The sequence below is a fragment of the Glutamicibacter sp. HZAU genome, from assembly GCF_004100365.1.
GTDB classification, from domain to species: domain Bacteria; phylum Actinomycetota; class Actinomycetes; order Actinomycetales; family Micrococcaceae; genus Glutamicibacter; species Glutamicibacter nicotianae.
Genome location: NZ_SCKZ01000008.1, coordinates 135,587 through 147,685, shown reverse-complemented (window position 1 = coordinate 147,685; position 12,099 = coordinate 135,587). Strand labels below are relative to the sequence as shown.

Sequence of the window (12,099 nt, the reverse complement as noted above, 5' to 3'; positions counted from 1 at the left end):
TCTGTTCACGCCCTCGCCGTTGCCAGTTGCTAGGACTTCTTGGCCACCTTGAGCTTGTCGCCGACCTCGTCCAGGGTGACGGCCACGGTGTCGCCATCCTGCACCGCCCCAGCCAAGATCTCCTTGGCCAGCCGGTCGCCGATCTCGCGCTGCACCAGGCGGCGCAGCGGACGGGCGCCGTAGGCCGGATCATAACCGGTCAGGGCCAGCCACTCGCTGGCGGCCTGGTCCACCTCCAGGTTCAGGCGGCGATCGGCCAGGCGTTGCGCGAGCAAGTCGATCTGCAGCTTGACGATGCTGCCCAGCTCCTCGATGCTCAATGGATCGAAGAGGATGACCTCATCCAGGCGGTTCAAGAACTCCGGCTTGAACGAAGCGTTGACCACGTTCATCACCGCCGACTTCTTGGCCTCGTCTTCCAAGCTTGGATCCACCAGGAACTGGGAACCCAGGTTGGAGGTGAGGATCAGGATGGTGTTCCTGAAGTCCACCGTTCGCCCTTGGCCATCGGTCAGCCGGCCGTCATCGAGTACCTGCAGCAGGATGTCGAAGACTTCGGGGTGCGCCTTCTCCACTTCGTCCAGCAGGATCACCGAGTACGGGCGGCGGCGTACGGCTTCGGTGAGCTGCCCTCCCTCTTCGTATCCCACGTAGCCCGGAGGGGCGCCGACCAGGCGGGACACCGCGTGCTTCTCCGAGTATTCGGACATGTCGATGCGCACCATCGCGCGCGGGTCATCGAAGAGGAAGTCCGCCAGCGACTTGGCCAGCTCGGTTTTGCCGACACCGGTTGGACCGAGGAACAGGAAGGAACCGGTGGGCCGGTTCGGGTCGGCAATGCCGGCACGGGTACGGCGCACGGCATCGGAGACCGCGGCGACGGCCTGCTTCTGGCCCATCAGGCGCTGCCCGATGATCTCTTCCATCTCCAGCAGCTTCTGGCTTTCGCCCTGCAGCATGCGACCAGCCGGGATGCCCGTCCAGGCCGAGATGACTTCCGCAATGTCATCCGCGGTGACTTCCTCGGCGACCATGGTGTGCGTCTCGGCCTTGTCGGCTTCGGCGGCGGCCGCCGCATCCAGCTCCTGCTGCAGCGTCGGAATCTCCCCGTAGAGCAGGCGCGATGCCTTCTCCAGGTCACCCTCGCGCTGGGCCTTGTCGGCCTGGCTGCGCAGTTCATCGAGCTTGACCTTCAGATCGCCGACGCGATTCAGGCCAGCCTTCTCCGCTTCCCACTGGGAATTCAGCGCATCCAGCTTTTCCTTCTTGTCAGCCATGTCCTTGCGCAGGGCATCCAGGCGTTCCACCGAAGCTGGATCCGTCTCATCGGACAGAGCCAGTTCTTCCATGGTCAATCGGTCCACCTCGCGGCGCAGCTCGTCGATCTCCTCCGGCGCCGAATCGATCTCCATGCGCAACCGGCTGGCGGCCTCATCGACCAGGTCGATGGCCTTGTCCGGCAGCTGGCGTCCGGAGATGTAGCGGTTGGACAGCGTGGAAGCAGCCACCAGTGCGGAGTCGGCAATGGAGACCTTGTGGTGCGCCTCGTAGCGCTCCTTCAACCCGCGCAGGATGGCGATGGTGTCGTCCACGCTCGGCTCGCCCACGTATACCTGGGCGAAGCGGCGTTCCAGGGCCGGGTCCTTCTCGATGTTCTCGCGGTACTCGTCCAGCGTGGTGGCACCGATCAGGCGCAGCTCGCCACGGGCTAGCATCGGCTTGAGCATATTGCCGGCGTCCATCGCACCCTCGGAGGCACCAGCACCGACCACGGTGTGGATCTCGTCAATGAAGGTGACAATCTGGCCATCCGAAGCCTTGATCTCTTCCAACACCGACTTCAGCCGCTCCTCGAATTCGCCGCGGTACTTGGCACCGGCGACCATGGCACCCAGATCCAAGGAGATCAAGGTCTTGCCGCGCAGCGACTCCGGGACGTCGCCAGCGATCATGCGCTGGGCCAGGCCCTCGACCACAGCGGTCTTGCCCACGCCGGGTTCACCGATCAGCACTGGATTGTTCTTGGTGCGGCGGGAGAGCACCTGCACCACGCGGCGGATCTCGCGGTCGCGGCCGATGACGGGATCCAGCTTGCCCGAGCGCGCCAGGGCGGTCATATCGGTGCCGAACTTCTCCAGGGACTGGAAGGTGGCCTCGGGATCCGGATTATCGACCTTGCGGTCGCCGCGGATGGTCGGCAAGGTACCCACCAGCAGTTCACGGGTGGCGCCGAACTCGCGCAGGGCTTCACCTGCCTTGGTCTGGTCCGATGCCAGGGCGATGAGCAGATGCTCCGTGGAGACGTAGGTGTCCCCCATTTCCGCGGCGGCTGCCTGCGCGTTGCTCACGACCTGCAGCAGTTGCCGGGAGTACTGTGCCTGGGCCACCGAGGTGCCAGAGCTGGAGGGCAAGGCGTTGATGACGGCGCTTGCCTTGACGGATAGCGCGTCGACATCCAACCCGGCAGTCTTCAGCAAGGCGACTGCGACGGACTCGCGCTGGTCCAGCAATGCCTTCAGCAGGTGCGCAGGTTCAATCTGCGGATTGCCTGCGGTTGAAGCGTTCATCCCGGAGGCTGAGAGAGCTTCTTGGCTCTTAGTGGTGAGTTTCGTGTCCACGCGCATCCTTTCTCTAATGGAGTGAACCCATAAACTTGAGTGTACTTAACTCAACTATACTCCTAGTCCTAATATTCCCGCTAGAGCAAAATTCTCGAGATATTTTTCTTCCCTTTGCCTCGGCGGCAAAACCCCTTGTGGAGCGCGATTTGCAGTCTTAGGATGAGGCATGGCCAACCCGGATTCCCAAGATATTTTTTCCCTGCCCCACGATGACATGGTCCAAGTATTCATCGATCAGCACCGGCAGATGCTGCTTTCCAGCCTCGACGGGCTGGACGAAGACGAAGCGCGGTTGAAGCTGGTTGAATCCAAGACCACGTTGCTCGGGCTGGTGAAACATGCGATCTTCGTCGAACGTGTCTGGTTTGGCGAAGCAGCCACCGGCAAGAGCCGGGCCGAACTGGGCATTGCGTCGTCGCCCAGCAAGTCCTTCGACTTGTCCGCGTCCGACACCATCGAATCCATTCGGCGTGACTATGCCCAGGCCATCGAACTGTCACGTGAAGTGGTCAAGGGCAAGACCGGGGATCACGTTTTCTCCGGCAATCGGCGCGGGTCGTTGCCGCTGCGCTGGATCCAGCTGCACATGCTGCGCGAATTGGCGCAGCATTGCGGGCACGCCGATATCCTGCGTGAGCAAATCCTGTCTGCACGGAATTAGCCGGCCACGCATCAACGGCAGGTACCGCGCATGCTGTTGCCAGCGCTCCGAGTCCTGCGAGGATTTCCAAGGCGACCCGAGACCTGGGCCGAAGAATTCACTCGAGCACTTTGCCCACCGCATCCTTCGAATTGCATATGACGCCTACCCAACTGGGCAAAGACGAAGTACATTACAGAACAACATGACAGCCATAAACCAGAATTTTTCCAGGAGCACCGCTTCGGGTTAGGGTTAAAGAACGTAAGGGAGTATTCACAATCGTTGAATCCGTCAATACGCGGGACTTCATGGTCCTGCCGGGTTTTGCGGCCAGCCACAGTGTCGGTGAAGAGACTTACTCGGACGCGTCCGCGCGCAACTTACGAAAGCAGGAATCCCTATGGGAGCTTCCCCTTTGATTTGGGGCATCACGATTGTCGTGATTCTCGCCCTACTGGCCTTCGATTATTTCTTCCACATCCGCAAGGCCCACGTTCCATCCCTGCGTGAAGCAGCGATCTGGTCCAGCATCTATGTCGGCTTGGCCCTCATTTTCGGTGTGCTGGTACTCATCTTCGGCGGCATCGACATGGGTGCCGAATACTTCGCCGGCTACATCACCGAAAAGGCCCTGTCCGTCGACAACCTGTTCGTCTTCCTGATCATCATCGCCAGTTTCAGGGTCCCCCGCGAAGACCAGCAGAAAGTGCTGCTCTTCGGCATCGTCTTCTCGCTGATCGCCCGCACCGCGTTCATCTTTGTCGGCGCGGCGCTGATCAACCAGTTCGCTTGGGTCTTCTACCTGTTCGGCCTGATCCTGCTGCTCACCGCAGGCAACCTGCTGAAGAAGGACGACGAATCCGACGAGGCCAACAACTTCATCATCCGATTGGCCAAGAAGCTGTTCCACACCACCGACAAGTACGACGGCGACAAGCTGTTCACCAAGATCGACGGCAAGAAGGTCCTGACCCCGATGCTGCTGGTCATGGTGGCCATCGGCGGAACCGACATCCTCTTCGCCCTGGATTCCATCCCAGCGATCTTCGGACTCACCCAGAACGTCTACATAGTATTCACCGCCACAGCGTTCTCGCTCATGGGTCTGCGCCAGCTCTACTTCCTGCTTGATGGATTGCTGGATCGCTTGATCTACCTGTCCTATGGCTTGGCGACGATTCTGGCGTTCATCGGCGTGAAGCTGATCCTGCACGCGCTGCACGAGAACAACCTGCCGTTCATCAATGATGGGGAGCACGTGACGGTCATCGAAATCAGCACCGGGTTGTCGCTGAGCGTGATCATCGGCGTCCTTGTGCTGACCATTCTCGCTTCGCTGTTCAGCAAGGCTGGCAAGGCCCAAACCGCCATCGGCAACCTTCGCCGCCATGCCAGCAGCTACAACGACCTGAGCTACACCTCGGATCCAAACGAACGCGAACGCATCTACCGCGCCCTGGTGGAAGAAGAAGCGTATGTGAAGACCATGGAGAAGAAATACCGCGACAAGGCCAAGGACGTGGACAAGATCCGCGTCGAGGTCGCCGAGGCGCACCGCCAGCACGATGAGTACCTGAAGAGCTGATCCGATTCAGGCTTAGAGCAATGGCTGCCAACTCATTGGAGTTGGCAGCCATTGCCGTCTTGGTGCTACCTAGCGGCGAACGTTGCCGATGTAATTGTCCGAAGGCACGATGACCTTGCCCAAGGGCATCAGGGACACCGGGATCATCTTCAGGTTGGCGATGCCCAGCGGGATGCCGATAATCGATACGAACATCGGGATCGCGGTCACCACGTGCCCGATGGCAATCCAGATGCCGGCAAAAATGATCCAGATGATGTTGCCCAGGGTGGAGAACGCGCCGACCGGTCCGTTGTCGACTACGGTGCGGCCGAAGGGCCACAGCGCATAGCCGGCAATGCGGAACGAGGCGATGCCGAAGGGAATGGTCACGATCAGCACGCAGCAGATGATGCCTGCCAGCACGTAACCCAGGGCCAGCCACAGGCCGCCGAACAGCAGCCAGATAATGTTGAGAATACCGCGCACTAAATCAGTCATGGCTACATTCTCCTTCTTTTGCCTCTCATGCTCCATCGGGGATCACCCCGAATTCCCCCTAGGGGTGTCCAATCCCCCACCGTTCGGCACGCATCGCTGCAGGTTGCTCGGCTAGGATTAATCATCATGAGCGAATCGAGCGAGCAGCAACGTCCACCCCATGGCTCTGCCCCCAGGAACCCAGACCTTTTCCGTGCCGAGCCGGTGTCCTTCGTGCGTCGCGGCAACCGCCTGCAGGGCCGCCGGGCCAGCGCCTGGGAGCGCAATGCCGAGCAGTATGTCATCGAGCCGCCCCGCAAGATTGCCGACACCTCGGTTGCTGACGACTTCCAGCTCGATCCCGCCGAGGCCTTCGGCCGCACGGCACCGCTGATCGTGGAGATCGGCACCGGCCTGGGCGAATGCATCGCCAACGCCGCCAAGGACGATCCGGAGAGCAACTACCTCGCCGTTGAGGTCTACCGTCCAGGCCTGGCCCAGTTGATGCTGAAGGTCGAATCCTTCGGCATCACCAACGTCCGCGCCGTGCAGGCCAATGCCCCTGAGGTGCTGGACGTCATGCTTGATGAGAACAGCGCGGACGAGATATGGATCTTCTTCTCCGATCCGTGGCACAAGCCGAGGCACCACAAGCGCCGCCTGATCAAGGCCTCATTCCTGGACAAGGTCTCCCGCGTGCTCAAGCCAGGGGGCACCCTGCGCTTGGCCACCGACTGGTCGAACTATGCGGAGCAGATGCGCGAGGTCCTCGAAGCCCACCCTGATTTCGAGAACCAGCATCCAGGGAACCTCTCCGGCGAGGAGAGCAACTTGACCAAGGTGCGCCGCGATGGCATGGAAGGCTTTGACCCCGAGCCTGACTTCATTGACGTCCAGGGCGGCTGGGCACCGCGTTTCGAGCGACGCATCCTCACCAGCTTCGAGGGCAAGGCGCTGAAGGCTGGACGCCTGGTCTTCGATTTGGCGTACACGCGCATCGGCTAACCGCCGTAATGAAACCTTAGTCAGGGCCATGGAATTCTAGAATGGATTCCATGGCCCTTTCTGCTGCGCAAGATCTTCCCCATGCCCAAGCCCCGACGATGGAATATGCCGGGGTCCGCTTGGAACAGCTCTCTTTGGAGCATGCGCCAGATCTGGTGGCCCTTGCTGAGCAGGGCCAGTTGGATGACGCGTGGTTTGCCAGCACGCCTACGGCCCAGGCAATGGCAGAAAATATTGAGCACCGTTTGGCTTTGCAGCAGGCCCGTAAAATGGCGCCTTTTGCCATTATTGATCTGGCTACCGGCAGGGCCGTAGGTGCCACGACGTATTTGAATATCGACGCGGCCAATCACCGTGTGGAAATCGGATCAACGTTCCTGGCCATATCCGCCCAGGGCACCGGGATCAATCCCGCAGCGAAATATCTGCTGCTGCAGCGGGCCTTCGAGCAGCTGGAGTGCTATTCGGTGGCGTTCTGCACGCATTGGCATAATGCCGCATCACGGGCGGCAATTACCCGGTTGGGTGCCAAGCAGGATGGCGTCTTGCGCAATCACAAATATGATCCGGTCACCGGCACCTTGCGCGATACCGTGCTCTTCTCGATACTCCCCCACGAATGGCCCGCCGTGCGCAGCCAGTTGAACGCGCGCCTAGCGCGCCACGGCCGCATCTAGCGTCCGATGGCCCGGCGGGCGGCGAAGAACGTGTAAGACTGCTCGCGGCGTTCGGGCCTCATGCCCCGAGCCAGCGAAACCACGTCTCCGCCAGAGGTTCCGGCGGCGAAAATGCGCGATTGGTCCTGGCGTACTGCACTGAGTTCCTGGCGCAGTCCATTGACTTCGGATTGCAGGAACGCAACTTGGTCCTGCAGATCCAGGATCCGCTTGATGCCTTCCAGCGAGACGCCTTCCTTGCTCAGCGACTGCACCTGGCGCAACAGCGATACGTCGTGCTGCGAGTAGCGGCGTTGCTTGCCGCTTTGGCGGCTCGGCGAGACCAAGCCGATGCGGTCATACTGGCGCAGCGTCTGCGGATGCATGTCTGCAAGTTGAGCGGCGACGGAAATGACGAAGACAGGTCGCAGGTACTCCCCGTTCACGTTGCTTCTACCACCTTTCTGCAAGGAGCCCGGGTTCGGGCCCTTTTGTTTGTGAGTCTATCTTCCCCGCCCAGCCAATTCGATGGCCGGGCAGGGAAAACAGCCTATTGAGCCTAGAGCTTGGCCTTGGCGGCCAAGTCCACTCGTGGATCCTCGCCCTCGGTGGCTGCGGCGAATTCCTCTACGGCCTTCTTTGCAGCATCCGACAGGTTCTGCGGGATCGCGATGTCCAAGACGATCAGCAAATCGCCGGCGGCCTTGGAAGTTTTCACTCCGCGGCCTTTCAAGCGCAAGGTTCGTCCGGAGTTGGATCCGGCTGGCACCTTCACCGCGACGGATTCCCCATCCAAGGTCGGCACATGGATCTTTGCTCCGAGTACCGCTTCGTCGAAGGTCACCGGCACGTGGATGCGGATGTTGTTCTCTTCGCGCTTGAAGAACGGGTGCTCGCTGACCTTGACCTTGACCAGCAGGTCGCCGTTGCCGGCAGCTCCTGGCTGGCCCTTGCCACGCACGCGCACCGACTGGCCGTCCTTGATTCCCGCCGGGATGCGCACGTCAATGACCTCGCCGTTCTGTTCACGCAGGCCAATGGTGGTTCCCTTGATCGATCCGGAGAAGGAGATCGTGGTGCTGGCCGTGCGGTCAGCACCCTTGCGCGGCGGTGCGCTTTGGCCGAAGCCGCCGCCAAAACCGCCGCCGCCTCCGAACAGGTCGGAGAAGTCCGGCTGTCCGCCACGACCGCGAGCGCCGCCTCCGCCACCTCCGAAGAGGTTGGAGAAGATGTCCTCGAAGCCGGCCTGCCCGCCTGGGCCACCCGGTCCGCCGCCCGCAGAGAACCGCGCTCCGCCGCCCATGGCGCGGATCGCGTCGTACTGCTCGCGTTCTTCCTTATCCGAAAGCACCGAGTTGGCTTCGGAGATGTCCTTGAATTTCTTTTCAGCGGCCGCGTCCCCCTGGTTGGTATCCGGGTGGTACTTGCGTGCAAGCTTGCGGTACGCCTTCTTGATGTCCGCCTCGCTGGCGTCCTTGGAGACGCCCAGAATGGCGTAGAAGTCTTTTTCGATCCAGTCCTGACTTGCCATCAGGGCCCCATCCTTTCAGTGCCAATTCGACACTGCCCACTGACGAGGACTCGGCAGTGGGCAGTATCGATTGTGCTATTCGTGGCTATTCGCCGGTGGCTACCAGCACCTGGGCTGCGCGCAGGATGATGGTTCCCTTGCGGTAACCGGTGCGCAGCACCTGTCCCACGTGGTCGGCTGGAATCTCCGGAACAGCCTGGCGAAGCAGGGCTTCGTGGATGTTCGGGTCGAATTCGACGCCGGCCTCGTTGATACGCTCCAAGCCATGCTGAGCCAGCACGGAGTCAAGCTTGTTGGCGATCGATGCGAACGGGCCATCGGTGAGGTCACCGTGGGCTCGTGCCGCATCGATGTCGTCAAGCACCGGAAGCAGAGTGTTGAGCACGGACTGGACGGCGTTTTCACGCGCCACTGCCCGGTCACGTTCCACACGCTTGCGGTAGTTGACGTATTCGGCCTGCAGGCGCAGCAGGTCGTTGCGCAGTTCGGTTTCCACCGCACCGGCATCTTCCGGCTGCTCCGCATCGGCTTCAGCGCCAGCAGCAGCTTCGTTCAGGATCGCCTCGGCCTGACCCAGGGCGTCAGCAGTTGGCTGCTGGTCAGCGGCCTCGGGCTGGTTCTCCGGCTCCTGGCCGGAGTTCTCGTTCTGGTCCTTTGCCTCGGACATATTCCTAAACTCCCTACTTCTTGTCGGCTTCGTCTTCGTCGATGACCTCGGCGTCGACGATGTCTTCATCAGTGTTAGGTGCCTGCTCGCCTTCGCCAGTAGCAGCTCCCTCAGCCTGGGCGTTGGCGTAGATTGCCTCGCCCAGCTTGGTCTGCGAAGCCTGCAGCTTCTCGAACGCGTCCTTGACCTCGTCGTCGTTGTCCTGCTTCTCAAGAGCAGCCTTCAGTGCGTCAACGTCGGCCTGAACCTCGGTCTTGACCTCTTCTGGCAGCTTGTCTTCGTTGTCCTTGATCAGCTTGTCCACCGAGTAGGCTGCCTGTTCGGCAGCATTGCGGGTCTCAGCAGCTTCGCGGCGTGCCTTGTCCTCTTCGGCGTGTGCTTCAGCTTCCTGAACCATGCGCTCGATGTCTTCCTTGGACAGCGAGGAGCCACCAGTGATGGTCATCGACTGCTCGGTGCCGGTGCCCTTGTCCTTAGCGGATACGTGCACGATACCGTTGGCGTCGATGTCGAAGGTGACCTCGACCTGTGGGATGCCGCGAGGAGCCGGTGCGATACCGGTCAGCTCGAAGGTACCCAGAGCCTTGTTGTCACGGGTGAACTCGCGCTCGCCCTGGAAGACCTGGATGGAAACCGAAGGCTGGTTGTCTTCAGCGGTGGTGAAGGTTTCCGAACGCTTGGTCGGGATGGCGGTGTTGCGCTCGATCAGCTTGGTCATCACGCCGCCCTTGGTCTCGATGCCCAGGGACAGTGGGGTGACATCGATGAGCAGAACGTCCTTGCGCTCGCCCTTCAGCACGCCGGCTTGCAGGGCTGCGCCCACGGCGACAACCTCGTCAGGGTTCACGCCCTTGTTGGCTTCCTTGCCGGCCAGGTCCTTGACCAGTTCGGCAACGGCTGGCATACGGGTGGAACCGCCAACCAGGATCACGTGGGCGATGTCCGAAACCTTGATGCCTGCTTCTGCGATGACGTCATTGAATGGCTTGCGGGTGCGCTCCAGCAGGTCCTTGGTCAGGTCCTGGAACTTGGCACGCGAGAGGTGCTCGTCCAGGTGCACTGGGCCCTCTGGGGTGACCGAGAGGTACTGCAGCGAGATGTTGGTGCTGGTAGCCGAGGACAGTTCCTTCTTGGCCTGCTCAGCAGCTTCCTTCAGGCGCTGCAGGGCGATCTTGTCCTTGGACAGGTCTGCACCCTTGGCCTTGGCCTGGGCCAGCAGCCAGTCGACAACGCGCTGGTCCCAGTCGTCGCCGCCCAGGCGGTTGTCGCCTGCGGTTGCGCGGACCTGGATGGTGGAGAAGCCGTCGTCGTCCTTGCCGACTTCCAGCAGGGACACGTCGAAGGTGCCGCCACCGAGGTCGAAGACCAGGATGAGCTCGTCCTCGTTGCCCTTTTCCAGGCCGTAGGCCAGTGCGGCAGCGGTTGGCTCGTTGACGATGCGCAGGACGTTCAGGCCGGCAATCTCGCCGGCTTCCTTGGTGGCCTGGCGCTCTGCGTCGTTGAAGTATGCAGGAACGGTGATCACAGCGTCGGTGACCTTTTCGCCCAAGTACGACTCAGCGTCGTTCTTCAGCTTCATCAGGGTACGAGCCGAGATTTCCTGTGCGGTGTACTTCTTTTCATCGATGTCGATGGACCAGTCGGTACCCATGTGGCGCTTGACCGAAGCGATGGTGCGGTCAATGTTGTTTACTGCCTGGCGCTTGGCGATATCGCCAACCAGGACTTCGCCGCTCTTCGAGAAAGCAACGATGGACGGGGTAGTGCGGTTGCCTTCCGCGTTTGCGATAACGGTTGGCTCACCACCTTCGAGCACGGATACGACCGAGTTGGTGGTTCCCAGGTCAATGCCTACGGCACGCGACATAATGGCTCTCCTTTGCCTTGATTGAAAGTACTAACGCTGAGGATTTACCCCATTGAGCGTTCTGCACTCAAGTTTACTCAGCCCGTTTCGACTGTCAAATTAACTTGAGCCAACCTCGCTCATCTTTGCGTTCTGCTCATTTCAACTGCGCTGGTGAGAGAATAATTCCCGTACTGAAAAAATTTTTCATTCACCGCATTTCCCCTCGCCCAGCGTTGAGGAGAGGCGAACCTAGGAGCCTTCTAATGGAGACGAAACACAAGTTCCAAGACCTGCCTCGCGGCGGCCAGATCGCGATCATCGCAGCAGCAATTATCGAGCTGACCTTGATGATTACAGCGCTTCGCGATCTATACAAGCGCCCGGCCGACCAGGTGCGAGGTCCCAAGCCCCTGTGGGCGATGGCCAGCATGGTCAACTTCCTCGGGCCGATTTCCTACTTTGCTTTTGGACGCCGCAAATAATGCATAAGCAAGCCGCCCTCGATGATTCGAGGACGGCTTGTTCGCTTTCAGCGAGTTCCTGTCAGCTCATCAAGCTGATGCCCTGTGCGGCCAAGACACCGAAAATCGTGCCCCACAGGATGATGGAGATGATCTGCCACAGGATCACCCTCTGCTTATTGGCGCCAAATGAAACCAGCGCTGCCGAGGTGACCTGCGAAGGCAGGATGGTCTGGCCCAACAAGCTCACCCCGGCAATGCCGTACTTGTCGAAGGCTCGGCGCAGCTTCTCAAATTTGCGTTCCTTCTTCTGCGATTCCTTGCCTTGGCGAACCTTGGCACGCACCGCATGGGCACTGTTGACAAACAACAACATGGAAAGCACGTTGCCCACCACAGCAGTAGCTACTGCCGCAACCACCGGAACACCGATCACCACGCCAATGGCCGAACCAAAGTAGGACTCAATCAGCGGAACCGCAGCAATGAGGGCAACGGCCAGGAACTGCAACGGCTCTGGGAAGGATGCGGCGAAGTTCTGCAGGGATTCGATCATTGCTGGTGCTCCTGAAGCGGTGAAGGTTTATCGATGATTTGTTGCTTCAAGCCTATGTTTCCCCTA

Annotated in this window: 12 protein-coding genes; 5 read left to right on the top strand and 7 right to left on the bottom strand. The window is 60.6% G+C overall.

Translation table 11 applies throughout. From position 1 onward, the window contains the following. Nucleotides 1–29: 29 nt before the first annotated feature. Nucleotides 30–2,618 (bottom strand): ATP-dependent chaperone ClpB, encoded by a 2,589-nt coding sequence (gene clpB, locus EKH49_RS13675; protein WP_128471269.1) that lies wholly within the window; start codon nt 2,616–2,618, stop codon nt 30–32. Between the two features lie 169 nt (nt 2,619–2,787). On the opposite strand from clpB, the gene EKH49_RS13670 reads away from it, so the two are divergent. After that, nucleotides 2,788–3,282: a DinB family protein gene (locus tag EKH49_RS13670; RefSeq protein ID WP_128471268.1), complete on the top strand. Its 495-nt coding sequence runs from the start codon at nt 2,788–2,790 to the stop codon at nt 3,280–3,282. Nucleotides 3,283–3,664: 382 nt separating this feature from the next. After that, a complete protein-coding gene (locus EKH49_RS13665; protein WP_128471267.1) occupies nt 3,665–4,849 on the top strand; it encodes a TerC family protein in 1,185 nt (394 codons plus the stop codon). Between the two features lie 69 nt (nt 4,850–4,918). On the opposite strand, the gene EKH49_RS13660 is transcribed toward EKH49_RS13665, so the two are convergent. Continuing rightward, complete coding sequence (locus EKH49_RS13660) at nt 4,919–5,329, bottom strand: YccF domain-containing protein (protein WP_038991721.1); 411 nt, start codon at nt 5,327–5,329, stop codon at nt 4,919–4,921. Nucleotides 5,330–5,455: 126 nt separating this feature from the next. On the opposite strand from EKH49_RS13660, the gene trmB reads away from it, so the two are divergent. Together trmB and EKH49_RS13650 are read left to right on the top strand one after the other, a co-directional pair. Next, entirely contained in the window at nt 5,456–6,313 is an 858-nt protein-coding gene (trmB, locus tag EKH49_RS13655; protein ID WP_128471266.1) for a tRNA (guanosine(46)-N7)-methyltransferase TrmB, read from the top strand. 50 nt (nt 6,314–6,363) lie between these two features. Beyond that, the gene (locus tag EKH49_RS13650) at nt 6,364–6,990 is read left to right on the top strand and encodes a GNAT family N-acetyltransferase (protein ID WP_201739616.1); all 627 of its coding nucleotides are present in this window, start codon (nt 6,364–6,366) and stop codon (nt 6,988–6,990) included. Here EKH49_RS13650 and EKH49_RS13645 read toward each other — a convergent pair. The 4 genes from EKH49_RS13645 to dnaK all read right to left on the bottom strand — a co-directional run bounded on the left by EKH49_RS13645 (nt 6,987) and on the right by dnaK (nt 11,034). Continuing rightward, entirely contained in the window at nt 6,987–7,415 is a 429-nt protein-coding gene (locus tag EKH49_RS13645; protein ID WP_128471265.1) for a heat shock protein transcriptional repressor HspR, read from the bottom strand. The two genes, EKH49_RS13650 and EKH49_RS13645, sit on opposite strands and share 4 nt — an antisense overlap. A gap of 113 nt (nt 7,416–7,528) precedes the next feature. Beyond that, entirely contained in the window at nt 7,529–8,500 is a 972-nt protein-coding gene (locus EKH49_RS13640) for a DnaJ C-terminal domain-containing protein (protein ID WP_128471264.1), read from the bottom strand. An 85-nt stretch (nt 8,501–8,585) separates the two neighbouring features. Further along, the gene (locus EKH49_RS13635; RefSeq protein WP_128471263.1) at nt 8,586–9,167 is read right to left on the bottom strand and encodes a nucleotide exchange factor GrpE; all 582 of its coding nucleotides are present in this window, start codon (nt 9,165–9,167) and stop codon (nt 8,586–8,588) included. A gap of 13 nt (nt 9,168–9,180) precedes the next feature. Next, nucleotides 9,181–11,034, bottom strand: a complete 1,854-nt coding sequence (gene dnaK / locus EKH49_RS13630) for a molecular chaperone DnaK (RefSeq protein WP_128471262.1) — start codon at nt 11,032–11,034, stop codon at nt 9,181–9,183. A gap of 245 nt (nt 11,035–11,279) precedes the next feature. Between dnaK and EKH49_RS13625 the strand changes: the two genes are divergently transcribed. Continuing rightward, the gene (locus tag EKH49_RS13625) at nt 11,280–11,498 is read left to right on the top strand and encodes a PLD nuclease N-terminal domain-containing protein (protein ID WP_128471261.1); all 219 of its coding nucleotides are present in this window, start codon (nt 11,280–11,282) and stop codon (nt 11,496–11,498) included. A 61-nt stretch (nt 11,499–11,559) separates the two neighbouring features. On the opposite strand, the gene EKH49_RS13620 is transcribed toward EKH49_RS13625, so the two are convergent. Beyond that, a complete protein-coding gene (locus tag EKH49_RS13620) occupies nt 11,560–12,033 on the bottom strand; it encodes a small multi-drug export protein (protein ID WP_128471260.1) in 474 nt (157 codons plus the stop codon). Between the last annotated feature and the right edge of the window lie 66 nt (nt 12,034–12,099).

Coding starts and splice junctions, on each gene's coding strand:
- EKH49_RS13650 (WP_201739616.1), top strand. CDS start 6,364: ATGGCCCTTTCTGCTGCGCAAGATCTTCCCCATGCCCAAGCCCCGACG.
- EKH49_RS13625 (WP_128471261.1), top strand. CDS start 11,280: ATGGAGACGAAACACAAGTTCCAAGACCTGCCTCGCGGCGGCCAGATC.
- dnaK (WP_128471262.1), bottom strand. CDS start 11,034: ATGTCGCGTGCCGTAGGCATTGACCTGGGAACCACCAACTCGGTCGTA.
- EKH49_RS13665 (WP_128471267.1), top strand. CDS start 3,665: ATGGGAGCTTCCCCTTTGATTTGGGGCATCACGATTGTCGTGATTCTC.
- EKH49_RS13640 (WP_128471264.1), bottom strand. CDS start 8,500: ATGGCAAGTCAGGACTGGATCGAAAAAGACTTCTACGCCATTCTGGGC.
- EKH49_RS13635 (WP_128471263.1), bottom strand. CDS start 9,167: ATGTCCGAGGCAAAGGACCAGAACGAGAACTCCGGCCAGGAGCCGGAG.
- EKH49_RS13670 (WP_128471268.1), top strand. CDS start 2,788: ATGGCCAACCCGGATTCCCAAGATATTTTTTCCCTGCCCCACGATGAC.
- trmB (WP_128471266.1), top strand. CDS start 5,456: ATGAGCGAATCGAGCGAGCAGCAACGTCCACCCCATGGCTCTGCCCCC.
- EKH49_RS13660 (WP_038991721.1), bottom strand. CDS start 5,329: ATGACTGATTTAGTGCGCGGTATTCTCAACATTATCTGGCTGCTGTTC.
- EKH49_RS13620 (WP_128471260.1), bottom strand. CDS start 12,033: ATGATCGAATCCCTGCAGAACTTCGCCGCATCCTTCCCAGAGCCGTTG.